Origin of the sequence: Type-D symbiont of Plautia stali (genome assembly GCF_001485335.1) — a bacterium.
In the GTDB taxonomy this organism is placed as follows: Bacteria; Pseudomonadota; Gammaproteobacteria; order Enterobacterales; family Enterobacteriaceae; genus Pantoea; species Pantoea vagans_C.
Map to the genome: position 1 here is coordinate 1 of NZ_BBOC01000063.1, position 23,164 is coordinate 23,164.

The window sequence follows — 23,164 nt, forward strand, 5'->3', positions numbered from 1 at the left end:
GCCGGGTCAGTTTGAGCAAGCCGGCCTTCCCGCTTCTGAGCACTGGAAAATTTATCTGGTGACGATGCTGGTGGCGTTTGTGGCTGTGGTGCCCTTCATAATTTATGCCGAAGTCAAACGCCGCATGAAACGTGTGTTTGTCGGCTGTGTTGCCATGATCCTGATCGCGGAAATTGTACTCTGGGGTGCAGAGGGTCATTTCTGGACGCTGGTGATTGGCGTACAGCTGTTCTTCCTTGCCTTTAATCTGATGGAAGCGATTCTGCCCTCTCTGATCAGTAAAGAGTCACCGCCAGGCTATAAAGGAACCGCGATGGGGATTTACTCCACCAGCCAGTTTATTGGTGTGGCGATTGGCGGCAGCATGGGCGGCTGGGTCTTTGGCCACTTTGATGCCCAGACGGTATTTCTGGTGGGTGCAATTGTGGCGGCAGCGTGGCTGTTTGTGGCGATGTCGATGCAGGAGCCACCCTATGTCAGCAGTCTGCGTATGGTGTTAAGTGATAACGTGTTAGCAGTCCCTAACCTGGAGAAGCGTCTGAAAGCACAACCGGGGGTTTCTTCGGTGTTTATCGTGCCGGAAGAGAAGAGCGCGTACATCAAAATAGACAGTAAAGTGACGAGCCGCGTCGAAATCGAAGCGCTGCTCGCCAGCTGTTAATTTGAGATAAAACAAACCTTAGCGACGCAATTTATTACGCGATAAATCGCGCCGCTTCGGTTAAATGGCATCACGATAGCGACATCGGGATGCCAGAGCATGCCAATCCTTACAACGACATATCCACCACAATACGTCCTTCAATCTTGCCAGCGTGCATACGAGCAAAGATATCGTTGATATTGACCAGTGGTTCGACCGCGACGTTCGCTTTCACCTTATGACGACCCGCGAAATCCAACGCTTCCTGCAAATCTTTACGCGTGCCAACAATTGAACCACGCACTGTAATACCATCCAGCACCATATCGAAGATCGACAGGTCGAATTTACCCGGTGGCAGACCATTCAGCACCATGGTCCCGCCGCGACGCATGGTACCAATCGCTTGTTCGAAGGCCTTAGGCGAAACCGCCGTTACCAGCACGCCGTGTGCGCCGCCAAAACTTTCCTGGAACACTTTCGCAGGATCAACGTTCTTCGCATTGGCCACCACGCTGGCACCCAAGCGCTTAGCAAACGCTAGCTTCTCATCGTCGATATCAACCGCAGCGACATTCAGCCCCATCGCCACCGCGTACTGCACCGCCATATGCCCTAAGCCACCGATGCCCGATACCACTACCCAATCACCCGGTTTGGTGTCGGTCATTTTCAGGCCTTTGTAAACCGTCACACCGGCGCAGAGAATGGGCGCGATTTCGTTGTAATCGATATTTTCCGGGATAATGCCAACGTAGTTAGCATCCGCCAGGCAGTATTCCGCGAAGCTGCCGTTCACTGAATAACCCGCGTTCTGCTGCGATAAACACAGCGTTTCCCAACTATCGAGACAGTGCTCACAGTGACCACAAGCTGAATACAGCCATGGCACGCCGACGCGATCGCCCAGTTTAAGATGTTTCACGCCCTCACCCAGCGCCACCACCTGGCCGACACCTTCGTGGCCCGGAATGAAAGGTGGGTTGGGCTTGATGGGCCAGTCACCCTCTGCAGCATGCAGGTCGGTATGGCACACGCCGGTAGCAGCGATTTTCACCAAAATCTGGCCCGGCCCGACTTGTGGAACCGGCACTTGTTCAATCACTAACGGCTCGCCGAAGGCTTTGACGACAGCAGCTTTCATGGTGGTTTTGATTTGCATATTCATCGTTCTCTCTCCATTTGATCGGATGCGGACTTAGAACAAGCCCAAAGGCGCAGTGCCATAGCTGACCAGCAGATTTTTGGTTTGTTGATAGGCGCTCAGCGCCATTTTGTGGGTCTCGCGTCCCACGCCCGATTGCTTATAGCCACCGAATGCCGCGTGTGCAGGATAGATGTGATAGCAGTTGGTCCAGACGCGACCCGCTTTGATACCACGCCCCATGCGGTACGCCAGATTGGTGTCTCTGGTCCACACACCTGCACCAAGACCAAACTGGGTTTCATTGGCAATCGCCAAAGCTTCCGCTTCGTCTTTAAAGGTGGTGATACCAATCACCGGTCCAAAAATCTCTTCCTGGAAACAACGCATCTGGTTAGTGCCTTTGATCAGGGTTGGCTGAATATAAAATCCGTTATCCAGCTCTGCGGCGACGCTGGCGCGATCGCCTCCTGTTAGAATTTGCCCGCCTTCGTCACGGGCAATGTTGATATATGACAGTATTTTGTCGAATTGCTGACGTGAGGCCTGCGCACCGATCATGGTGTCGGTATCCAGCGGATCGCCGCGGCGAATGTTGGCGACTTTGTCCATCACGCGTGCCATAAACGGCTCATAGATGGATTCATGGATCAAGGCACGGGACGGACAGGTACAGACTTCGCCCTGATTGAAGAAGCCCAACACCAACCCTTCCACGGCTTTTTCGATAAAGTCCGATTCACCGTCCATCACGTCGGCAAAGTAAATATTGGGTGATTTGCCGCCCAACTCTACCGTGCAGGGAATGATGTTCTCCGCCGCGCAAGCCATGATATGGCGCCCGACAGGCGTTGAACCGGTGAAGGCGATCTTGGCAATACGTTTGCTGGTTGCCAGTGCTTCACCGGCTTCGCGGCCAAAACCTTGCACCACGTTCAGTACGCCCGCCGGGAACAGATCGCCAATTAACTCCATCAACAAGGTGATCGCCAGCGGCGTTTGCTCTGCAGGCTTTAGCACCACGCAGTTGCCTGCCGCCAGCGCCGGTGCCAGTTTCCAGGCGGCCATCAACAGCGGGAAGTTCCAGGGAATGATTTGGCCCACCACGCCCAGTGGCTCGTGGAAATGATAAGCCACGGTGGTTTCATCAATCTCTGCGGTACTGCCTTCCTGTGCACGCAGGCAGCCTGCAAAATAGCGGAAGTGATCCACCGCCAGCGGTAAATCCGCATTCAGGGTTTCTCGAATCGGTTTTCCGTTATCCCAACTTTCCGCGACGGAGAGCATTTCGAGATTGGCTTCAATGCAGTCGGCCACCTTCAACAGCAGGTTGGCACGATGTTGTACGCTGGTTTTTCCCCAGGCGTCAGCGGCCTGATGAGCAGCGTCCAGTGCTAAATCGATATCGCGTGCATCCGAACGCGGAAATTTCGCAATATCGCTGCCATCAACTGGCGAGGTGTTAGTGAAATACTGGCCGCTGAGAGGCTCTGTGAATTTGCCCGCAATAAAATTACCGTAGGTCGCTTTGAAGGTCACCAAAGCGCCGGGCGTACCGGGATGTGCATAACGCATCGCAAACTCCTTCATGTAGGGTCAGGTCTTATAAGCTGGCAGCGGCAACCTGTGGGTCAACAGATTGAACAGCCCGCTGCCGTGATGACTATTGCAGCGGACGTGCCAGTTTTTTTCAGCTTGCGAAAATTTAAAAAATCGTTATATCTATCATCGCGTTATAAAACCAATAGCCCTTTTAATCGCGCGGGTTCTGACAGTTAAAATCCTCATCTGTGTTGCGTATCGCAACACCACAGAAACCGAACCGCTACAATGTCGCAACACTTTCGCTTAGGCATGAGGTTACCAATGCAGGGAAATTCAGCCGCGTCTGCCGTTCATACCAATCCGCTCTTGAGCGACTCCTGGTTCCGTAGCCAGCTGTATGGTCTCGACCGCACCGCCGATGATTTTCCGCGCGTTCGCCAGGGCGAACTGGCCGATGTGCTTGCCAGTAATGCTGGCTTACAACAGTTCGCGCAGCCGGTGATCAAACAACTGGCGCAGAAACTGGCCGAGAAACAGTCAGTATTGATCCTCTCTGATGCGGCCGGGCTGGTGCTGAATACTTTTGGCGATATGCAATCGATGGAGAAAGCGCAACGCTTTGCCCTGGCGCCAGGCAATCTGTGGAGTGAATGTGGACGCGGCACCAACGCCATTGGCACTGCACTCGCAATTAATGATGGCTGTGAGATCGACGGTCATCAGCACTTCCTTACCCTCAATCAAGACCTGTATTGCGCAGCGATGCCGCTGCAGATGCCCAATGGACAGATTGCGGGCGTTTTGGACATTTCTGGCCCAGCGCACTTCCCTCACCCGCAAACCTTCCAGTGGGTGCAGGCCGCCGCGAAGCAGATCGAATATTTGTGGGTTAAGCAGAGCCTGCATCCACAACAGTGGCTGATGAGCCTGCATGTCGAACCACAGGGCATTGATACCAGCGATGAGTTGCTGCTGGTGTTTTCCGATAACGTGCTGACGGCCGCCAACCGCATTGCGATGCGGGAGTTGGCACTGAGCGCCGAGCAACTGGGTACGCTAACGTTTCAACAACTGTTTCCGCAGCTAGAACAGCAGGCCAATAGCATCCCGCTGCCGATCGATTATGCCCAGCAACACTATTATTTCCGCCTGCGCGCGCCCCATCGCCAGCACTTTGCGACACCGAGTGAACCCGCCGTCGATCTGCCCTTCTCATTACGCCGTGATGGCGAAAAAATGGTGCGCCTGATGAATGCGGGTGTTTCACTCTGTATTCACGGAGAAACCGGCAGCGGCAAAGAGTATGTGAGCCGTGCGCTGCACCAGCAAAGCCGCTGGCGTGACGGTAAATTTGTCGCGATCAACTGTGCGGCCATCCCCGAAGCGTTAATCGAGTCGGAGCTGTTTGGTTATCAGCCCGGTGCCTTTACCGGCGCCAGCAAAAATGGCTACATCGGTAAAATCCGCGAGGCCGATGGCGGCGTGCTGTTCCTGGATGAGATCGGCGATATGCCGCTGTCGTTGCAAACCCGTCTGCTGCGCGTGCTGCAGGAGAAAGAAGTGGCGCCACTCGGGTCCAGTCGCAGTTGGCCGGTGAACTTTGCCGTGATTTGCGCCACGCACCGTGATTTAGCGCAGCGAGTGGCTGAAGGCGAATTCCGCGAGGATCTGTTGTACCGCCTGCAGGAATTTTCCATGACCATCCCACCGCTGCGAGCCTGGCCAGACGTTCAGGGCTTTATCAGTCGGTTGTGGATTGAACTGGGCGGTGCTGAACGTGATATTCAACTTTCCCCCGCCTTACTGGAATCGCTGGCGCAGTTGCCCTGGCCGGGAAATGTACGTCAGCTGCGCAGTTTGTTGCGCGTGCTGTTGGCGTTAGCCGATGAAGGCGAAGAGGTAACGGATGTGCATTTACCGGCCGAATACCGCCGGGCAGCAATAATGCCCATCGAAGATCGTCAAAGCCATGATGAACGCTTGATTAGCGAAACGCTGCAGCGCTTCAACGGCAATATCAGTAAAACAGCAGAAGCATTAGGCGTCGCGCGCAGCACGCTCTATCGTCGTGCGGCACGCGACAAACGCGATTAATCGCGGAAGTTTTTGAACTGGAATGGCTGACCGAGGTTGCCGCCGCGCACCAGCGCCATGGCACCTTGCAGGTCATCACGTGATTTTCCGGTCACGCGCAGTTCTTCACCCTGAATTTGCGTCTGCACCTTCAACTTGCTGTCTTTGATCAGCTTGACCAGCTTTTTAGCGATATCGCTTTCGATACCTTTTTTCAGCTTGGCTTCCACGCTCCAGCTTTTACCGCTGTGAATGATCTCTTCTGGCACTTCAATCGCTGCGCCTTCAATACCGCGTTTCAGCAGCTTCTCGCGCAAAATATCCACCAGCTGTTTAACCTGAAAATCAGATTCGCTGGTGATTTTGATGGACTCATTCTTTTCGTTGAGCTCAATGGAAGCGCTCACGTTGCGGAAATCGAAACGGGTTGAGATCTCACGGTTGGCATTCTCCACCGCATTACGCACTTCCGGCAGTTCGACTTCGGAAACGATATCGAAAGATGGCATCTTTTCTTCTCCTGATACTAAAGTGACATGCATAATACGCGTCTTATGGCGCTAATTAAACACGATACGCGGAAAGCTATACTTAACGATGTCGTGAAATTGAGAACCCCTCAGCGGGAGGCAAAATGAAAATTACCGTGTTGGGTTGCGGCGCCCTGGGTCAGATTTGGCTCGCCGCTCTCGCACGCCAGGGACATGAGGTTCAGGGCTGGTTGCGCGTGCCGCAACCCTACTGCTCGGTAAACGTGATCGATCCCCAAGGCAACGCCAGCAATCACACGTTCATTGCCAACGATCCGCTGTTTCTTGCTGAAAGTCAGCTGCTGCTGGTGACACTGAAAGCGCCGCAGGTTTCTCCGGCGGTGAAGAACCTGCAAAGTGTGTTGCCGGCACATGCGCCGATTCTATTACTGCATAACGGTATGGGCACGCTGGAAGAACTCAAAGAGCTGCCACAGCCCCTGTTGCGGGGGATTACCACCCACGCCGCAATGCGCGATGGCACGGTAATCAAACATGTGGCATACGGTATAACTCATATCGGCCCCACCAGTCGCGAAAGCGCCTCACTGAGCGATCTCGCTGATATCCTGCATCAGGCGCTGCCTGACGTGGCCTGGCATGACAACATTGCTTCCGCCAGCTGGCGCAAACTGGCGGTGAATTGCGTGATCAATCCGCTCACCGTTGAGCATGATTGCCAGAATGGTGCTCTGCGCGCCTGGCCAGAGCAGATTGCCACGCTGTGTGAAGAGATCGCCTGGGTGATGGAGCGCGAGGGCCAGCACATCGCGGTCGATAACCTGCGCGACATCATTTATGACGTCATTGACAGCACCGCGGGCAATACCTCCTCGATGTTGCAGGACGTGCGCGCGCAGCGTCTGACCGAAATTGATTACATCACCGGCTACCTGCTGCGCCGCGCCCGCGCGCAGGGGATTGCCCTGCCGGAGAACACCCGTTTGTACGACCTGATTAAACGCAAGGAGTCCCAATATGAGCGCGAACGCATCGGTTCTGGTTTGCCTGGCACATGGCAGTGAAGAGATCGAAGCCGTTACCACCCTCGATCTGCTGGTACGCGGCGGTATCAGCGTCACCACTGCCAGCGTAGAGAGCGACGGCACGTGCGAGATTGTTTGCTCACGCGGTGTGCGCCTGCTGGCGGATGCGCCTTTGGTCGAAGTGGCCGATAACGATTATGACGCCATCGTCTTGCCAGGCGGCCTGAAAGGCGCGGAGACATTTCGTGACAGCCCACTGCTGGTGGAAACGGTACGTCAATTTCACCTCGCTGGAAAAATTGTTGCGGCTATCTGCGCTGCACCGGGCACAGTGCTTATTCCACACGACCTGTTTCCGGTAGGAAACATGACGGGTTTTCCCGGATTGCGTGACACCATCCCCGATAAACACTGGATGGATCGCCGCGTGGCCTGGGACCCGCGCGTCAACCTGTTAACCAGCCAGGGGCCGGGCACTTCGATGGATTTTGCGCTAAAACTGATTGATTTGTTGGTGGATAAAGAGAAAGCGCGTGATGTGGCGTCACAGCTGGTGCTGGCGGCAGGGATTTATAATTATCAGGAATTTGAAGAGCGTGAATAAAAAAGTCGCCATAAATGGCGACCCTACATAAGCTCAGCACGTTTCTGAAAGGTGCGCATTACGCTATGCGCACCTGGAAAAGTCGTCATTAATAGCGACCCATCATAGGTTCAGCACGTGTCTGTAGGGTGCGCATTTATGCGCACCGGAATTACGGGCGATAAACCTTCACATTTTTAAAGCCCTGCTCATGCAGATACAGCGCCTGTAAACGGCTCATCACGCCACGATCGCAATACAGCAGCCAGGTTTTCGCCTGATCCAAATCGCCAAACTGGGTACTCAGCTTGTAGAACGGCAGTGATTTCACGTCCACGCCCTCTACCTGCAAGGGCGAGGCCTCCTGCTCATCCACCGAGCGGATATCCAGCACCACATCGTTGACCGTGAATGAAGCCACAGTCTCCACTTCAACCACTTCTTCCTGGGCCTTTTCGGCAATCTCACGGATATCGACGTTGGTGGCTTCCTGTACCATGCGATTGAGGATCTCAAAATCGAAGTTCTGTTCTTCCGTTTCGATCTTTGCCTTCACCGCTTTCACCGTTGGGCTTTTAGAAATCACACCACAATATTCCGGCATGGTTTTGGCAAAATCTTCGGTACCGATTTTCCGCGCCAGATCGATAATGTGCTCTTTATCGTGCGAAATCAGCGGGCGCAGAATCAGGGTATCAGAGGCGTTATCAATAAGACGCAGGTTGGTCAGCGTCTGGCTCGACACCTGGCCTAGCGCTTCACCGGTCACCAGTGCCTGCACGCCGTAACGCTCTGCAACCATCGAGGCCGCACGTACCATCATACGTTTCAGCACCACGCCCATCTGGCCGTCATCGACTTTTTCCAGAATCTCACCGACCACCGGCTCAAAATTGATCGCCACAAAGCGCACGCGATGTGAGCGGCCAAAACGCTGCCACAAATAGTGTGCCACCTGACGGACGCCAATTTCATGTGCGGCACCGCCAAGGTTAAAGAAGCAGTAATGCACGCGGCAACCACGACGCATCAGCATATAGCTGGACACACCAGAATCGAAGCCACCGGAGATCAGCGACAGCACATCTTCTTGAGTGCCAATAGGGAAACCACCCAGCCCGGCATAACGTCCAGTAATCAGCAGCAGACGGTCGTCTTCAATCTCCAGATTCACCGTCACGTCAGGGTGATTAAGCTGCACGCGGGCCGTTTCAATATGCTGATTAAGACCACCACCAACGTAACGCTCCACATCAATTGAGCTGAAGCTGTGTTTGCCGCGGCGCTTAACACGCACACAGAAGCTCTTGCCCTCAAGACGTTCGCGATTGAGCGCCAGCGTCTGCTCAAAGATATCGTGCATGTCGGTATAAGGCTGATCTTCCACCGCCAACACATGATGAATACCGGGAATACGCGTCAGCTCATCAATAACCACTTCGCGCAAGGATTCCTTCTTCGCGCGGACTTCGATGTGATCCCAGTGGCGCACCACGGCGATCTCTTCGTCGACCGTACGCAGCGTGTTACGGATGTTGCCGGTCAAAATCTTGATAAAACGCAGACGCACCGACTGACTTTTGATGGTGATTTCTGGGAAGAGCTTGATGATAAACTTCATGAGGACACTGGTTCGTTTGGGCAAATAAGTGCTAAAAGCATCGGCACTTAGCTGTTAAGATCATATAATTACGGGTTAAGCAAAAGCACCCGCATCCGAGGTGCAAAAGTATACCACCATTGTGATGCGACTGCTTCAAGCAACCGTCATCACATTCATTAATTTGCTAATTAATCCTCGTCGGCTACCATGACCGATTGCAAGATGATTCCTAACCTGTGAGTCGACACTGATTATGCCGAAAAAAGCCGAAGCGCCAGCCAGTTTTGAAAGCGCATTACAGCAACTGGAACAGATTGTTAGCCGTCTGGAGAGTGGTGAATTACCGCTTGAAGAGGCGCTAAACGAATTCGAACGCGGCGTGCAACTGGCTCGTACTGGTCAGCAAACCCTGCAACAGGCTGAGCAGCGCGTACAGATCCTGCTCAGTGATGACAAAGATGCCGCGCTGGCACCTTTCACGCCGGAAAATGAGTAATGGATTTCGCTAAATTACTGAACGCGTACCATGAGCGCGTCAATCTGGCATTGACGCGCTTAATAGATCCACTTCCTTTTCAGAGTTCTCCTCTGGTGCAGGCCATGCAATATGGGGCACTATTAGGCGGTAAGCGTTTGCGCCCCTTTTTGGTGTATGCCACGGGTGAGATGCTGAAGGCCGATTCGGCCAGTCTGGATGCACCGGCTGCTGCCGTGGAGTGCATTCATGCCTATTCTCTGATTCATGACGATCTGCCGGCGATGGATGACGATGCGTTACGCCGCGGGCAGCCAACCTGCCATATCAAATATGGTGAAGACACGGCCATTCTCGCCGGTGATGCTTTGCAAACCCTGGCATTTTCGATTCTGGCCGATCAGCCTATGCCGGGCGTCAGCGCGGAAGCGCGTATTGCCATGATTTCTGAACTGGCTCAGGCCAGCGGCGTCGCGGGGATGTGCGGCGGACAAGCGCTGGATCTGGCTGCAGAAGGCAAAAGCGTCAACTTAGCGCAGCTTGAACAGATTCATCGTCACAAAACCGGCGCGTTGATTCGCGCAGCAGTGCGTCTAGGCGCCTTGGCTGCTGGCGAACGTGGCCGTGCCGCCCTGCCGATTTTAGATACCTACGCCAACGCCATCGGACTGGCGTTTCAGGTGCAGGATGACATTCTGGATGTGGTCGGCGACACCGCGGTGTTAGGCAAAACCCAGGGTGCGGATCAGGCATTAGGTAAAAGTACCTATCCGGCGCTGATGGGGCTGGAAAACGCTCGCAGTAAGGCTTGGGATCTTTATCAGGAAGCGATTGGCGCGCTGGATATTCTGGCGGAGCAGTCCTATAACACCATCGCCTTGCAAGCACTGGCAAGCTTCATAATTGAACGCGATAAATAACTTTCATAATGAGTCTCTGATGAGTTTTGATATTGCAAAATACCCGACACTGGCGTTAGCAAGCACGGTTCAGGAATTACGTTTATTACCGAAAGAAAAACTTCCGGTACTGTGTGACGAACTGCGTCAGTATCTGCTGGACAGCGTGAGCCGGTCTTCCGGCCACTTCGCATCGGGTCTGGGCGTCGTCGAACTAACCGTCGCGCTGCATTATGTTTACAACACCCCGTTTGACCATCTGGTGTGGGACGTTGGCCATCAGGCTTACCCGCATAAAATCTTGACCGGACGCCGCGATCGTATCGGTACCATCCGTCAGAAAAATGGCCTGCATCCTTTCCCATGGCGTGGCGAGAGCGAATATGACGTATTGAGCGTCGGCCACTCGTCGACCTCCATCAGCGCCGGTTTGGGTATGGCCGTTGCTGCTGAGCGTGAAGGCAAAGGCCGCCGCACCGCCTGTATCATCGGCGATGGCGCAATTACTGCCGGCATGGCGTTTGAAGCGATGAACCACGCGGGTGACATCAAGCCCGACATGCTGGTGATCCTCAACGATAACGAGATGTCGATCTCTGAGAACGTCGGCGCACTCAACAATCGCCTGGCTCAGATCCTCTCGGGCAAAACCTATTCACGCCTGCGCGAAGGTGGCAAGCGCGTATTAGGTGGTTTGCCACCGATCAAAGAGCTGGTGAAGCGCACCGAAGAACATCTGAAAGGGATGGTGGTGCCGGGCACGCTATTTGAAGAGCTGGGCTTCAACTATATTGGCCCGGTCGATGGCCACGATGTGCTGACGCTGGTCAGCACGCTGAAGAACATGCGTGACTTAAAAGGCCCGCAGTTCCTGCACATCATGACCAAAAAAGGCAAAGGATACGCGCCAGCGGAGCAAGATCCGATCGCCTGGCATGCAGTACCGAAATTTGATCCTGCCAGTGGTTCTCTGCCCAAAAGCGCCCCTGGATTGCCGAGCTATTCCAAAATTTTTGGCAACTGGCTCAGCGAAATAGCCGCTGACGATCCGCGCCTGATGGCGGTAACGCCCGCGATGCGCGAAGGCTCAGGCATGGTCAGCTATTCCCGTGACTATCCGCAGCAGTATTTCGATGTGGCGATTGCCGAACAGCACGCGGTGACTTTCGCGGCGGGTATGGCAATTGGCGGCTACAAGCCGGTGGTAGCGATTTACTCCACTTTCCTGCAGCGTGCCTACGATCAGCTGATTCACGACGTCGCCATCCAGAAACTGCCGGTCCTGTTTGCTATCGATCGCGGCGGTATTGTGGGGGCTGACGGACAGACCCATCAGGGCGCATTTGATATCGCTTTCCTGCGCTGTGTGCCAGAAATGGTGATCATGACGCCAAGTGATGAAAACGAGTGTCGCCAGATGCTCTACACCGGTTATCACTACCAGGAGGGTCCAAGCGCCGTGCGCTACCCGCGTGGCACTGGCACCGGCGCGACCCTGGAGCCATTGGCTGCACTGCCGCTCGGTAAAGGGATTGTGAAACGCCGTGGCGAAAAACTGGCGATCCTGAACTTCGGCACCCTGTTGCCAGAAGCGCAGGCGGCAGCGGAAGCGCTCAACGCCACCCTGGTGGATATGCGTTTTGTGAAGCCACTGGATGAAGCGCTGATTGCGGAACTGGCGGCCAGCCATGATTCGCTGGTGACGCTGGAAGAAGGGGCAATCAAAGGCGGTGCCGGTAGCGGCGTGAATGAATACGTCATGGCGAAGCGCCTGCGTGTACACGTGCTGAACCTCGGTCTGCCGGACGAATTTATCCCGCAGGGCACTCAGGAAGAAGTTCGCCAGGATTATCAGCTGGATGCCGCCGGTATTCAGCAGCAAATCACCGCCTGGCTGGCACAGTAATCCCCTCCCCGCTCCTGCTGCTATGCTTAGGGGATCCCTAACGCATAAGAGCAGGAGCTCCAATGAAAACCATTCGTTTAGGCCAAACCGACTTACAGGTTTCGCGTCTGTGTTTAGGCTGCATGACCTACGGCGATCCGATGCGTGGCAACCACGCCTGGACCTTGCCAGAAGAGAGCAGCCGTCCCCTGATCAAGCAGGCATTAGATGCGGGGATTAACTTTTTCGACACCGCCAACAGTTATTCCGATGGCAGCAGTGAAGAGATTGTCGGTCGTGCGCTGAAAGACTTTGCCCAACGCGATCGGGTGGTGGTGGCCACCAAAGTCTATTTCCCACTCAGCAACCTCTCTCAGGGCCTGTCGCGCCAGAATATCCTGCAATCGATTGATGACAGCCTGACCCGTCTCGGCATGGAATACGTTGACCTGTTGCAGATCCACCGCTGGGATTATGACACGCCGATTGAAGAGACGCTGGAAGCCCTGAATGAGGTGGTGAAAGCGGGTAAAGCTCGCTACATCGGCGCATCGTCGATGCATGCTGCGCAGTTTGCCCAGGCGCTGGACCTGCAGAAACAGCATGGCTGGACCCGTTTTGTCAGCATGCAGGATCAATACAATTTGATTCAGCGCGAAGAAGAGAACGAAATGCACCCGCTGTGCGAGCGTGAAGGCATTGCGGTGCTGCCGTGGAGCCCATTAGCGCGCGGTAAGCTGACTCGCCCCTGGGGTGAAACCACGGCGCGATCGGTGTCGGATAACGTGATGGAGAAGCTCTACACCGGCACCGAGGAGAATGATGCGGCGATTGCCGAGCGTCTTGCCACCATCGCAGCGGATAAAGGTGTGACGCGCGCGCAGGTGGCGCTGGCATGGCTGTTACACAAACCGGTGGTGACCGCGCCGATTATTGGTGCATCACGTGAGCAGCAGTTTGCGGAGTTAGTGAAGGCGGTGGATGTTGAGCTGAGTTCAACGGATATCGCTGAGCTGGAAACGGTATATCAACCGCATCCGGTGGTGGGATTTGAGTAAGAATTAAAACCAGGTCGCCATTTATGGCGACCCTACGGCGTAGGGTGCGCATTTATGCGCACCTGGCGACCTAAAGCACCAGCCCCAATCCATATAAAATCACCGCCGAAATTACCCCAGCGATAATATCGTCCACCATAATGCCCATGCCGCCGTGCACATTCTGATCGAACCAGCGGATCGGCCAAGGTTTCCACATATCAAAAATACGGAAAATAACAAAGCCGGCTAACACCCACTGCCAGCTCATCGCAGGAATCGCCATCAGCGTGATCCACATACCGATGAACTCGTCCCAGACGATGCTGCCGTGGTCGTGCACGCCCATATCTTTTGCCGTACGATGGCAGAGATAGACCCCAACACTGATACCGATCAGCACCACCAGCGAATAGATCTGCAGTGGCAGAAACGTCATCAGCCACCAGAAAGGAATCGCGGCAATCGAACCCGCGGTACCCGGCATAATCGGACTGAAACCGCTGCCAAAGCCCGTTGCCAGTAAATGCCACGGATTACTCAGCCGCAGGCGACTTTTGGCCACATCTTTACTTCGAGTCAAAGTGATCAAATCCCTTGTGATTAAAGCTGCGCGGCTTGCCGTTTTCCAGCAGCGTCAAACCTTCAGCTTCCGGTGCTATCTGTCCAATACAGGTGTAAGGCACGCCAAGATGCCCCAGCGCCACATCCAGCGCCCCGCGATTGACTTCCGGCACGGTGAAGCACAACTCATAATCTTCGCCGCCGCTTAATGCCCAGGTCAGTACCTGTTCCGCATCAAAGTGGTCACGCAAAGCAGCAGAGAGCGGCAACGTTTCCAGGTTGAGGCGCGCACCTACGCGGCTGGCGGTCAGAATATGGCCGAGGTCGGAAATCAGGCCGTCGGAGATATCAATCGCCGAGGTTGCCAGGCTACGTAGCGCCTGGCCTTGTAAAACCCGTGGCATCGGGCGCAGATGGCGCTTGATCAACACTTCATGCACCGCCGGATCATTCAGGCGATGATGGTGCTGCAGCAGCGATAAGCCCGCCGCGCTGTCACCCAGCGTACCGGTGACAAAAATCCAGTCACCCGGTTTCGCGCCCGATCGTTTCAGCGCGCGCCCCACCGGCACCAGGCCGTGAATACCGAGCGTTAAACTCAGCGGCCCGCGCGTGGTATCGCCGCCGATCAGCTGCATGTCGTAGTAATCCAGCAGCTCAAACAGGCTGTCACTGAAGGCCGCCAGCCAAGGCTCGTTGATCTCGGGCAGCGTGATGGCCAGCGTCAGCCAGGCTGGGTCCGCACCCATCGCTGCCAGATCGCTGAGATTGACCGCCAGCGCTTTATAACCGAGATCGGACGGATGGATATCGCGTAAGAAGTGAACACCCGCCACCAGCGTATCGGTGCTAATGGCCAGCGTCTGTTTTTCGGGCACGTTGAGTAACGCACAGTCGTCACCAATTCCTTTCTCCACATCGCGGCGGGAGCTGGTGACGCGGTTAAAATAACGTGCGATCAGTTCGAATTCACCACAGGACATAAGTCAGGTCTCAATGAAAAAAGGCCGGAGAACCGGCCTTAAGCATTATTTTTTGTTAGGTCGAATTTGTGGGGCTGCTTTATCCAGCACGCCGTTGACAAACTTGTGGCTGTCTTCAGCGCCAAACACTTTGGCCAGTTCGATACCTTCGTTGATGGCCACTTTATAAGGCACATCCGAACGCTTACTCAGCTCATACAGCGAAATACGCAGAATGGCTTTTTCTACCTGGCCCAGCTCTTCCAGCTGGCGTGACAGGTAGGGCTTCATCAGACCGTCCAGGTACGCGCTGTTAGTCGCCACACCGGCCAGCAATTCGCGGAAATAGCTAATATCGACGTCTTTGACGTCTTGTTCCGCCAGAAACTGGTATTCCACATCGGCAATGTCGTTGTTCGACAGCTGCCAGGAGTAAAGCGCCTGGACAGCGCACTCACGGGCGCGACGACGAGCAGCAGGTTTCACAAAATTCCCCTTACAAAAATCAGGCTTTGATGGCTTTCAATACGTTAATCATTTCGAGTGCGGTCAGGGCCGCTTCGGCGCCTTTGTTACCCGCTTTGGTGCCGGCGCGTTCAATCGCCTGCTCGATGTTTTCGGTGGTTAACACGCCGAAAGTCACCGGAATATCGCTGGTCATTGCCACATTAGCAATCCCCGAGCTGGCTTCACCTGCCACATATTCGAAGTGGGCGGTGCCGCCACGGATCACGGTTCCCAGCGCCACGATTGCGTCGTGCTTGCCGGCTTTCGCCAGTGCGCGCGCTGCCAGTGGCAGTTCATAAGCACCAGGAACCCAAACCACAGTGATGTTTTCTGCTTTTACCTGGCCGATACGCTTCAGCGCATCAACGGCGCCATCCAGCAGGCTGTCATTAATGAAGTTGTTAAAACGCGCAATAACGATGGCAATGTTAGCATCAGGCGTGGCAACAGGAGCTTCGATAACTTTCATACATATCCTTTGGGTGTTTGATTTGTGGCCCCGCAGAAGGGGGCGGATTCTATCATACTCTTCGGCGACGCGCTCAGGCTTTTCAGTCAATGCTTAAGCGGGCGTCAGGGTCAGTCGCAGGTCCTCTCCGACCTTGCGCACATCACTGAATTTCATGACTGGCGCATCGGCCAGTTGTTCAAGTCCGGGCAGTTCACACAGACCACGTGCCGCATTGCCCAGTAGCTTCGGTGCCATGTAGACGATCAGCTCATCCACCAAACCCACCTGCAAAAGTGCCCCGGCCAGTTGCGTGCCCGCTTCTACCCAGACGGAGTTAATCTGCCGCTGACCGAGCAACATCATCATCGCCACTAAGTCCAGTTGTTCACCGCGCAGCGGCACCGCAATCTGGCTGACGCTCTCCGGCCAGTTTTGCTGATCGATTTCACTGCGCATCAGCCAGGTTTCACCGGGTTGTGCGATAAGCCGGTGCTGCGGCGTAACGCGCTGTTGGCTATCAATGACTACACGCACCGGCTGGCGCAGCGACGCTTCATCAAGCTGCTGGCGCGTGCTCTCGTTCAGTTCATTCCAGCGCACCGTCAGCGAGGGATTATCCGCTAACACCGTGGCACTGGTGGTAAGAATAGCCGAACTCTGGGCACGTAAATGTTGCACATCGCGCCTTGCAGCCGCAGAGGTGATCCACTGGCTTTCGCCACTGGCCATTGCTGTGCGCCCATCAAGGGATGCGCCGAGTTTGAGTTGGATCCACGGGAAGCCAGTGCGCATACGTTTCAGAAAACCGCGATTCAATGCTTCCGCTTCGCTCATCATTAGACCGTGGCTGACCTCGATGCCCGCCTGTTGCAGACGATATAATCCGCGCCCTGCCACTTGCGGGTTAGGGTCCTGCATCGCGGCCACCACGCGGCTGACGCCTGCAGCGATTAACGCATCACAGCACGGCGGCGTACGCCCATGGTGGCTACAGGGTTCCAGCGTGACATACGCCGTGGCACCCCGAGCCTTTTCACCTGCCATACGCAACGCGTGCACTTCGGCATGAGGTTCACCGGCACGCTGATGCCAGCCTTCGCCAACCACTTCGCCGTCGCGCACGATGACGCAGCCGACGTTAGGATTGGGGGTAGTGGTGAAACGTCCGCGTCGCGCCAGTTCCAGCGCACGCGCCATGTAGCGTTCGTCAGTCATGGCTTAGTCCTGTAAGCGGGCGATCTCTTCGCCAAAATCACGGATATCTTCGAAACTGCGATAAACCGAAGCAAAGCGGATGTAAGCCACCTTGTCGAGCTTCTTCAGCTCTTCCATCACCAGGTTACCCACCAGCTTGCTGGGAATTTCGCGCTCACCGGTGGCGCGCAGTTGGGTTTTGATGTGGTTAACGGCGTTATCCACCGCATCCGCGCTGACCGGGCGTTTTTCCAGCGCCTTCATCATGCCGCTGGCGAGCTTATCTTCGTTAAAGGGTTCACGCACATCGTTGCTTTTCACCACCCGCGGCATCACCAACTCCGCCACTTCAAAGGTGGTAAAACGCTCATGGCACACCAGACACTGGCGGCGGCGGCGCACCGAAGAACCTTCACTGACCAGACGCGAATCAATCACTTTGGTGTCCACAGCGGAGCAGAAGGGGCAATGCATGACGTTTCCTGTCGCGAGATAAATAGGCCACATAGTGTAGCGCGATCTCGATGGCAACTAAATACACGAGGCTGAATCACCGCCCTGCTCACAGACATAGCAGCCCAGACCAACTCATCCGCAAAAGCCACTACGCTTAAAGAGCCAATCCGGCACAATTGCAGGAGGTTATATGGGTCTGTTCAATTTCGTTAAAGAAGCAGGGGAAAAGTTATGGGATGCGGTAACCGGCGCTGACGATCCCAGCAAGAAATTACAGGATCACATTAAGCAACTGGGTTTGCCTGACAGTGACAAAGTGAAAGTCGATGTGCAAGGCGATACCGTTACGGTTAGCGGCGATGGCATCTCCCAGGAGCTGAAAGAGAAAATACTGGTGGCAGCCGGTAACGTGGCCGGGATTACCAAAGTCGATGACAAGGTTACGGTGTCGGATTCGGCGCCGGAAGCGCAATTCTACACGGTGAAAAAAGGCGATACCCTGAGCGCGATTTCCAAACAGGTTTACGGGAATGCCAATGAATACAACAAGATTTTTGAAGCAAACAAGCCAATGCTGACGCATCCTGATAAGATCTACCCCGGACAGGTATTACGCATTCCCAATTAACACAAGGACATTGCATGACGATCAGGACGTTTTGGGCACCTGCAGCGCTTTCGCTGCTGGTACTCAGTGGTTGTAGTTCAACGCCGACTTCACCGCAGGTCAAAGAGTTACATCAGGAAGTGAGCCAGCTTAATCAGCAAATGCGCAAGCTCACCAATCAGGCGACCGCGCTGGAAATCCAGGGGCAGCTCAATGGTCAGTCAACCCAAGGGGCGTGGCTGCTACCGCAGGCTAATACGCCGGTGGAGCTGCAAACTCAAGTGGGTAAATTGCGTTTGTCGCTGTCACGTGTGGAAGGCGAAGCCAGCGGCAGTCGTGCCACTCTGAACATTCGATCTACCGATGATCAGCCAGTCCCCGCCCTGAGTGCCACCGTGGTGTGGGGTGAATTAGATCCGGCCAGTGGTAAACCGTTGAATGCAGAGAGCCTGAGCCAGACCATTCAGGTAGAAGCCAGCCTGATGCCACGCAGTTCAGTCACCGTGCCATTGCGTTTGAGTGGGCTTACACCTGATCAACTGGGCTACGTGCGCGTACATGATGTGCAAGGTGTCGCTGGGGTCAAACAAACGCCCTGATCAGCAGGCATAAAAAACGGGCTGCACCTGGCAGCCCGTTTTCATGTCACTCATCGCATCAAGGCAAGATCGAAGGCTGATCTGCGCCCTCTTTCTCGACTTTCTGCACCAGCATATGTTCACGTTTCATGCCCAGTTTCAGCGCTAACGCAGAAGAAACATAGATAGATGAAACGGTACCGATAGTGACACCGATCAGCATGGTGAGTGAGAAGCCTTTCAGCAACGCGCCACCAAAGATGAACAGGATCAGAATCATTGCCAGTGTAGTCAACGAGGTGATCAAGGTACGGCTCAACGTCTGGGTCAGCGACACGTTGGTGATATCGTAAGAAGAACCACGGCGGATCTTGCGGAAGTTCTCACGAATACGGTCGGAAACCACGATCTTATCGTTAAGCGAGTAGCCAATCACCGACATCAACGACGCAACAATCGTCAGATCGATCTCGATGTGTGACAACGCAAGAATACCGCAGGTGATGATGACATCGTGCGCCAATGCCAGCACGGTGCCCAACGCCAGACGCCACTCAAAGCGGAAGCCGATGTAGATCAGAATCGCAATCAATGCAGACAGCAGCGCCATCGCACCGGCCTGCGCCAGATCGCTACCCACGCTTGGGCCCACGAATTCAATGCGCTTCACGGTGGCGTTTTGCTGCGTCGTCTGGTTAATAGACGCCACGACTTTGGCGCCGAGTTCCTGACCCGCCGTTCCAGTGGCTGGCGGCATACGCACCATCACGTCACGGCTGCTGCCAAAGTTCTGCACCAGCGGCTCCTGGAAGCCCGCTTTCACCAATCCTTCACGCAGTGCGTCCAGATCGGCCGGTTTCTCCAGGTTAATCTCAATCACCGTACCACCGGTAAAGTCGAGGCCCCAGTTGAAGCCTCGCACACCGATAATGGCAATAGATGCCACAATCAGCAGACCGGAGATGATGAAGGCCAGCGTATCCCAGCGCATAAAGTCAACGACCTTACGCCCGTGGTTTAGCTGTTCAATACTATAGTCCTGTGCCACAACGCACTCCTCAGATAGACAGCTTGTTGATGCGTTTGCCGCCGTACACCAGGTTAACGATGGCACGGGTGCCGACGATAGCGGTAAACATAGAGGTCGCGATACCGATAGCGGTGGTAATCGCAAAGCCTTTAATTGAACCGGTACCGACCGCATAAAGAATGATCACTTTGATCAGCGTGGTGACGTTGGCGTCGACGATACTGGAGAAGGCGCCTTTATAGCCCTCATGAATCGCCTGCTGTACCGAGCGTCCGTTACGCAGTTCTTCTTTAATACGTTCGTTAATCAACACGTTGGCATCAACCGCAACCGCCAGCGTCAGCACGATACCGGCAATACCCGGCATGGTGAGCGTCGCCCCCGGCAGCAGTGACATAATGCCGACAATCAGCACCAGGTTGCACAGCAGTGCGCTGGTAGCAATCAGACCAAACTTCTTATAGAACACCACCATAAAGATGATGGAAGCGATCAGACCCCACAAGCAGGCTTCGAGACCCTGCGTGATGTTCTGCTGGCCCATGGTTGGACCAATGGTACGCTCTTCCACGATCTGAATAGGCGCAATCAACGCACCGGCACGCAGCAGCAGCGACAGCTGACGTGCTTCGTTCGGGTTGTTGATCCCGGTAATACGGAAGCTGTTGCCGAGGCGAGACTGAATGTTCGCCACGTTGATCACTTGTTCCTGTTTCACCAGAATCGCACGACCATTCGCATCTTTCTTACCGCTGTCCTTGTACTCCACAAACAGGGTCGCCATCGGTTTACCGATGTTGTCCTTGGTGAAGTTAGACATGATGTTACCGCCCGCGCCATCCAGTGAAATGTTCACCTGCGGCTGGTTGTACTCATCCATGCTGGAAGTTGAGTCGGTAATATGGTCACCGGTCAGAATCACACGCTTGTACAGCACAACTGGCTGGCCTTCACGCGTCTCTTTCACTTCCGAATCACCCGGCACACGGCCACTCGCCGCCGCAGTTGGATCAACGGAGGTATTCACCAGACGGAATTCCAGTGTTGCGGTCGCGCCCAGAATCTCTTTGGCGCGCGCAGTGTCCTGAATACCCGGCAGTTCAACCACGATGCGGTCAGAACCCTGACGCTGCACCAACGGCTCGGCAACGCCCAGTTGGTTAACACGGTTACGCAGGATGTTAATGTTCTGCTGAACCGCATACTCACGTGCTTCGCTGAGACGCGCATCGGTCATCACGGCACGCAGCGTGTCGCTGCCGACGCTGGAGATCACCAGATCGCGATGACGCGGTGACAGATAGCTGATAGCCGCATCACGGCTTGCACCGTCGCGGAAACGCACTTCTACACCGTAGTTAGCGATTTTGTTGACGTTGGTATACGGGATGCTTTTGTCGCGCAGGTCACTGCGCAGGCCATCGGCATTCTGCTCTTGCAGTTTGCCCAGAGCGGTATCCATATCCACTTCCATCAGGAAGTGTACGCCGCCACGCAAATCAAGACCGAGTTTCATCGGCTGTGCGGCCAGCATCGTCAACCAGCGCGGCGTGGCCGGCGCAAGGTTCAGAGCAACAACGTAGTCATCGCCCAACGATGCAGTCAGAGCATCGCGCGCGCGAAGTTGCACGTCCTGATTGTCAAAACGGGCCAGAATGGCACCATTTTCCAGCGCGAGGGATTTGCTCTGAATATTGTCTTGTTTCAAGACGTTCTGGATCTGATCCAACGTTTTTTCACTGGCGGCGCCACCGCGCGCACCAGTGATCTGAACGGCCGGATCCTCACCATAAAGGTTAGGAAGCGCATAGAGCAGGCCGACGAGAATCACGACGACCAGCATGATGTACTTCCACAAAGGATAACGGTTTAACACGGCAGTTCCCTTCGGGAAGAAAAAATTACAGCGCCTTCATAGTACCTTTCGGCAGAACGGCGGCCACGAAATCACGTTTAACAACTACTTCAGTGGTGTCGTTCAGGGCGATAGAAACATAGCCGTTGTCAGCAACTTTGGTCACACGACCGACTAAGCCGCCGCTGGTCAACACTTCATCACCTTTAGAGATGGAATCCATCAGCTTTTTGTGATCTTTAGAACGTTTCTGCTGCGGGCGCAGAATCATGAAGTAGAAGATCAGACCAAACACCACCAGCATGATCACCAGAGAATAAGGACTTCCCTGAGACGGAGCGCCTGCTGCGGCAACGGCGTCAGAAATGAAAAAGCTCATTAAATTTCCCTCATTGATAGAATTATCAGACGTTTAACGGTGGAACCGCTTTGCCCGTCCGTTGGTAGAACTCGCTAACAAAGTGCTCTAATTTACCCTCTTCAATGGCCTTACGTAAACCCGCCATCAAACGCTGGTAATAGCGCAGATTGTGAATCGTATTCAGACGTGCGCCCAGTATTTCGTTACAACGATCAAGATGATACAAGTAGGCGCGGCTATAATTGCGACAGGTGTAACAATCACACTCCGCATCCAACGTCGTGGTGTCATCTTTATACTTGGCATTACGGATCTTCACCACGCCATCGGTCACAAACAAATGACCATTACGCGCGTTACGCGTTGGCATGACGCAGTCAAACATATCGATACCGCGGCGAACGCCTTCCACCAGATCTTCTGGTTTGCCGACGCCCATCAAATAACGCGGTTTGTCTTGCGGAATTTGCGGACAGACGTGTTCCAGGATGCGATGCATGTCCTCTTTAGGTTCACCCACCGCCAGGCCGCCCACAGCGTACCCATCAAAGCCGATATCTACCAGACCTTTAACCGAGACATCTCGTAAATCTTCGTAAACACCGCCCTGAATGATGCCGAACAACGCATTTTTGTTGCCCAGCGAATCAAAGCGGTCACGGCTGCGTTGCGCCCAGCGCAAGGACATCTCCATGGAACGTTTGGCGTAATCCCAGTCTGCCGGGTACGGTGTACATTCGTCGAAGATCATCACCACGTCAGAACCGAGATCGTACTGAATTTCCATCGATTTTTCGGGATCGAGGAAGATCGGGTCGCCGTTGATCGGGTTACGGAAATGTACGCCCGCTTCGGTAATCTTACGGATGTCACCGAGGCTGAAGACCTGGAAACCACCGGAGTCAGTCAGAATCGGTCCCTGCCAGTTCATGAAATCGTGCAGGTCACCGTGCAGCTTCATGATCTCCTGACCCGGACGCAGCCAAAGGTGGAACGTGTTGCCCAGCAGGATCTGTGCACCGGTGTCTTTCACTTCTTCCGGTGTCATACCTTTTACGGTGCCGTAGGTGCCCACTGGCATAAACGCTGGGGTTTCCACTATGCCACGGTCAAAAACCAGACGGCCACGGCGCGCGCGCCCGTCGGTAGTATCTAATTCAAATTTCACATTAACCTCATGAGATAATCAGAGAAAC

At 54.6% G+C, this 23,164-nt stretch carries 24 protein-coding genes; 10 read left to right on the top strand and 14 right to left on the bottom strand.

Translation table 11 applies throughout. The annotated features are described in order from the left end of the window. Positions 1–661 (top strand): MFS transporter (locus PSSD_RS18330; RefSeq protein ID WP_153011463.1); only part of this gene is annotated, 661 nt, incomplete at its 5' end. 109 nt (positions 662–770) lie between these two features. On the opposite strand, the gene adhP is transcribed toward PSSD_RS18330, so the two are convergent. Both adhP and exaC read right to left on the bottom strand, forming a co-directional pair. Further along, the gene (gene adhP, locus PSSD_RS18335) at positions 771–1,805 is read right to left on the bottom strand and encodes an alcohol dehydrogenase AdhP (protein ID WP_197063315.1); all 1,035 of its coding nucleotides are present in this window, start codon (positions 1,803–1,805) and stop codon (positions 771–773) included. Positions 1,806–1,841: 36 nt separating this feature from the next. Then, the gene (gene exaC / locus PSSD_RS18340; protein WP_039330038.1) at positions 1,842–3,362 is read right to left on the bottom strand and encodes an acetaldehyde dehydrogenase ExaC; all 1,521 of its coding nucleotides are present in this window, start codon (positions 3,360–3,362) and stop codon (positions 1,842–1,844) included. 291 nt (positions 3,363–3,653) lie between these two features. On the opposite strand from exaC, the gene PSSD_RS18345 reads away from it, so the two are divergent. Beyond that, on the top strand, positions 3,654–5,426 hold the full coding sequence (locus PSSD_RS18345; RefSeq protein ID WP_058973202.1) for a sigma-54-dependent Fis family transcriptional regulator: 1,773 nt from the start codon (positions 3,654–3,656) through the stop codon (positions 5,424–5,426). Here PSSD_RS18345 and PSSD_RS18350 read toward each other — a convergent pair. Beyond that, a complete protein-coding gene (locus tag PSSD_RS18350; RefSeq protein WP_039330035.1) occupies positions 5,423–5,914 on the bottom strand; it encodes a YajQ family cyclic di-GMP-binding protein in 492 nt (163 codons plus the stop codon). The two genes, PSSD_RS18345 and PSSD_RS18350, sit on opposite strands and share 4 nt — an antisense overlap. A gap of 125 nt (positions 5,915–6,039) precedes the next feature. Here PSSD_RS18350 and panE point away from each other — a divergent pair, with 125 nt between their 5' ends. Both panE and yajL read left to right on the top strand, forming a co-directional pair. Continuing rightward, positions 6,040–6,960 carry a 2-dehydropantoate 2-reductase gene (gene panE / locus PSSD_RS18355; protein ID WP_058973203.1) on the top strand — a complete coding sequence of 307 codons (921 nt, stop codon included), beginning with the start codon at positions 6,040–6,042 and terminating at the stop codon, positions 6,958–6,960. Then, on the top strand, positions 6,914–7,525 hold the full coding sequence (yajL, locus tag PSSD_RS18360) for a protein deglycase YajL (RefSeq protein WP_039330031.1): 612 nt from the start codon (positions 6,914–6,916) through the stop codon (positions 7,523–7,525). Before panE ends, yajL begins: the two co-directional genes overlap by 47 nt. Before the next feature lie 151 nt (positions 7,526–7,676). Here the strand turns inward: yajL and thiI are convergent, their stop codons facing one another. After that, on the bottom strand, positions 7,677–9,125 hold the full coding sequence (gene thiI, locus PSSD_RS18365) for a tRNA uracil 4-sulfurtransferase ThiI (protein WP_058973204.1): 1,449 nt from the start codon (positions 9,123–9,125) through the stop codon (positions 7,677–7,679). 235 nt (positions 9,126–9,360) lie between these two features. Here thiI and xseB point away from each other — a divergent pair, with 235 nt between their 5' ends. From xseB to PSSD_RS18385, 4 genes are all read left to right on the top strand, one after another. Further along, positions 9,361–9,603: an exodeoxyribonuclease VII small subunit gene (gene xseB / locus PSSD_RS18370; RefSeq protein ID WP_039330029.1), complete on the top strand. Its 243-nt coding sequence runs from the start codon at positions 9,361–9,363 to the stop codon at positions 9,601–9,603. After that, positions 9,603–10,502 (top strand): (2E,6E)-farnesyl diphosphate synthase, encoded by a 900-nt coding sequence (ispA, locus tag PSSD_RS18375; protein WP_058973205.1) that lies wholly within the window; start codon positions 9,603–9,605, stop codon positions 10,500–10,502. The genes xseB and ispA overlap by 1 nt, the downstream gene beginning before the upstream one ends. A 19-nt stretch (positions 10,503–10,521) precedes the next feature. Beyond that, entirely contained in the window at positions 10,522–12,387 is a 1,866-nt protein-coding gene (dxs, locus tag PSSD_RS18380) for a 1-deoxy-D-xylulose-5-phosphate synthase (protein ID WP_058973206.1), read from the top strand. A 62-nt stretch (positions 12,388–12,449) separates the two neighbouring features. After that, positions 12,450–13,424, top strand: coding sequence for an aldo/keto reductase (locus PSSD_RS18385; RefSeq protein WP_058973207.1), 975 nt, complete (start codon positions 12,450–12,452; stop codon positions 13,422–13,424). A gap of 70 nt (positions 13,425–13,494) precedes the next feature. Here PSSD_RS18385 and pgpA read toward each other — a convergent pair whose 3' ends face one another. From pgpA to nrdR, 6 genes are all read right to left on the bottom strand, one after another. Further along, positions 13,495–13,986, bottom strand: a complete 492-nt coding sequence (gene pgpA, locus PSSD_RS18390; RefSeq protein WP_039330023.1) for a phosphatidylglycerophosphatase A — start codon at positions 13,984–13,986, stop codon at positions 13,495–13,497. Further along, positions 13,973–14,950 carry a thiamine-phosphate kinase gene (thiL, locus tag PSSD_RS18395; protein WP_039330021.1) on the bottom strand — a complete coding sequence of 326 codons (978 nt, stop codon included), beginning with the start codon at positions 14,948–14,950 and terminating at the stop codon, positions 13,973–13,975. Before thiL ends, pgpA begins: the two co-directional genes overlap by 14 nt. Before the next feature lie 45 nt (positions 14,951–14,995). Beyond that, a complete protein-coding gene (nusB, locus tag PSSD_RS18400) occupies positions 14,996–15,415 on the bottom strand; it encodes a transcription antitermination factor NusB (protein ID WP_039330019.1) in 420 nt (139 codons plus the stop codon). A gap of 19 nt (positions 15,416–15,434) precedes the next feature. Continuing rightward, positions 15,435–15,905 carry a 6,7-dimethyl-8-ribityllumazine synthase gene (gene ribH / locus PSSD_RS18405; protein WP_039330017.1) on the bottom strand — a complete coding sequence of 157 codons (471 nt, stop codon included), beginning with the start codon at positions 15,903–15,905 and terminating at the stop codon, positions 15,435–15,437. 93 nt (positions 15,906–15,998) lie between these two features. After that, positions 15,999–17,102 carry a bifunctional diaminohydroxyphosphoribosylaminopyrimidine deaminase/5-amino-6-(5-phosphoribosylamino)uracil reductase RibD gene (gene ribD, locus PSSD_RS18410; RefSeq protein ID WP_058973208.1) on the bottom strand — a complete coding sequence of 368 codons (1,104 nt, stop codon included), beginning with the start codon at positions 17,100–17,102 and terminating at the stop codon, positions 15,999–16,001. A gap of 3 nt (positions 17,103–17,105) precedes the next feature. Further along, positions 17,106–17,555: a transcriptional regulator NrdR gene (gene nrdR / locus PSSD_RS18415; protein WP_034831027.1), complete on the bottom strand. Its 450-nt coding sequence runs from the start codon at positions 17,553–17,555 to the stop codon at positions 17,106–17,108. 172 nt (positions 17,556–17,727) lie between these two features. Between nrdR and lysM the strand changes: the two genes are divergently transcribed. Both lysM and PSSD_RS18425 read left to right on the top strand, forming a co-directional pair. Then, positions 17,728–18,165 (top strand): peptidoglycan-binding protein LysM, encoded by a 438-nt coding sequence (gene lysM / locus PSSD_RS18420; protein ID WP_039330013.1) that lies wholly within the window; start codon positions 17,728–17,730, stop codon positions 18,163–18,165. A gap of 14 nt (positions 18,166–18,179) precedes the next feature. Continuing rightward, complete coding sequence (locus PSSD_RS18425) at positions 18,180–18,743, top strand: SadB/YajI family lipoprotein (RefSeq protein WP_058973209.1); 564 nt, start codon at positions 18,180–18,182, stop codon at positions 18,741–18,743. Positions 18,744–18,801: 58 nt separating this feature from the next. On the opposite strand, the gene secF is transcribed toward PSSD_RS18425, so the two are convergent. The 4 genes from secF to tgt are packed head-to-tail and all read right to left on the bottom strand — an operon-like array spanning position 18,802 to position 23,136. Then, the gene (gene secF, locus PSSD_RS18430) at positions 18,802–19,770 is read right to left on the bottom strand and encodes a protein translocase subunit SecF (RefSeq protein ID WP_058973210.1); all 969 of its coding nucleotides are present in this window, start codon (positions 19,768–19,770) and stop codon (positions 18,802–18,804) included. Positions 19,771–19,780: 10 nt separating this feature from the next. Next, a complete protein-coding gene (gene secD / locus PSSD_RS18435; RefSeq protein ID WP_071885749.1) occupies positions 19,781–21,628 on the bottom strand; it encodes a protein translocase subunit SecD in 1,848 nt (615 codons plus the stop codon). 25 nt (positions 21,629–21,653) lie between these two features. Then, positions 21,654–21,986 carry a preprotein translocase subunit YajC gene (gene yajC, locus PSSD_RS18440; RefSeq protein ID WP_034831018.1) on the bottom strand — a complete coding sequence of 111 codons (333 nt, stop codon included), beginning with the start codon at positions 21,984–21,986 and terminating at the stop codon, positions 21,654–21,656. A 25-nt stretch (positions 21,987–22,011) separates the two neighbouring features. Then, complete coding sequence (gene tgt, locus PSSD_RS18445; protein ID WP_058973211.1) at positions 22,012–23,136, bottom strand: tRNA guanosine(34) transglycosylase Tgt; 1,125 nt, start codon at positions 23,134–23,136, stop codon at positions 22,012–22,014. Positions 23,137–23,164: the final 28 nt, after the last annotated feature.

What these genes read in the sequence shown, in the direction of transcription:
- adhP (WP_197063315.1), bottom strand. Translation starts at nt 1,805, where the DNA reads ATGCAAATCAAAACCACCATGAAAGCTGCTGTCGTCAAAGCCTTCGGC.
- exaC (WP_039330038.1), bottom strand. Translation starts at nt 3,362, where the DNA reads ATGCGTTATGCACATCCCGGTACGCCCGGCGCTTTGGTGACCTTCAAA.
- PSSD_RS18345 (WP_058973202.1), top strand. Translation starts at nt 3,654, where the DNA reads ATGCAGGGAAATTCAGCCGCGTCTGCCGTTCATACCAATCCGCTCTTG.
- PSSD_RS18350 (WP_039330035.1), bottom strand. Translation starts at nt 5,914, where the DNA reads ATGCCATCTTTCGATATCGTTTCCGAAGTCGAACTGCCGGAAGTGCGT.
- panE (WP_058973203.1), top strand. Translation starts at nt 6,040, where the DNA reads ATGAAAATTACCGTGTTGGGTTGCGGCGCCCTGGGTCAGATTTGGCTC.
- yajL (WP_039330031.1), top strand. Translation starts at nt 6,914, where the DNA reads ATGAGCGCGAACGCATCGGTTCTGGTTTGCCTGGCACATGGCAGTGAA.
- thiI (WP_058973204.1), bottom strand. Translation starts at nt 9,125, where the DNA reads ATGAAGTTTATCATCAAGCTCTTCCCAGAAATCACCATCAAAAGTCAG.
- xseB (WP_039330029.1), top strand. Translation starts at nt 9,361, where the DNA reads ATGCCGAAAAAAGCCGAAGCGCCAGCCAGTTTTGAAAGCGCATTACAG.
- ispA (WP_058973205.1), top strand. Translation starts at nt 9,603, where the DNA reads ATGGATTTCGCTAAATTACTGAACGCGTACCATGAGCGCGTCAATCTG.
- dxs (WP_058973206.1), top strand. Translation starts at nt 10,522, where the DNA reads ATGAGTTTTGATATTGCAAAATACCCGACACTGGCGTTAGCAAGCACG.
- PSSD_RS18385 (WP_058973207.1), top strand. Translation starts at nt 12,450, where the DNA reads ATGAAAACCATTCGTTTAGGCCAAACCGACTTACAGGTTTCGCGTCTG.
- thiL (WP_039330021.1), bottom strand. Translation starts at nt 14,950, where the DNA reads ATGTCCTGTGGTGAATTCGAACTGATCGCACGTTATTTTAACCGCGTC.
- ribH (WP_039330017.1), bottom strand. Translation starts at nt 15,905, where the DNA reads ATGAAAGTTATCGAAGCTCCTGTTGCCACGCCTGATGCTAACATTGCC.
- ribD (WP_058973208.1), bottom strand. Translation starts at nt 17,102, where the DNA reads ATGACTGACGAACGCTACATGGCGCGTGCGCTGGAACTGGCGCGACGC.
- nrdR (WP_034831027.1), bottom strand. Translation starts at nt 17,555, where the DNA reads ATGCATTGCCCCTTCTGCTCCGCTGTGGACACCAAAGTGATTGATTCG.
- lysM (WP_039330013.1), top strand. Translation starts at nt 17,728, where the DNA reads ATGGGTCTGTTCAATTTCGTTAAAGAAGCAGGGGAAAAGTTATGGGAT.
- PSSD_RS18425 (WP_058973209.1), top strand. Translation starts at nt 18,180, where the DNA reads ATGACGATCAGGACGTTTTGGGCACCTGCAGCGCTTTCGCTGCTGGTA.
- yajC (WP_034831018.1), bottom strand. Translation starts at nt 21,986, where the DNA reads ATGAGCTTTTTCATTTCTGACGCCGTTGCCGCAGCAGGCGCTCCGTCT.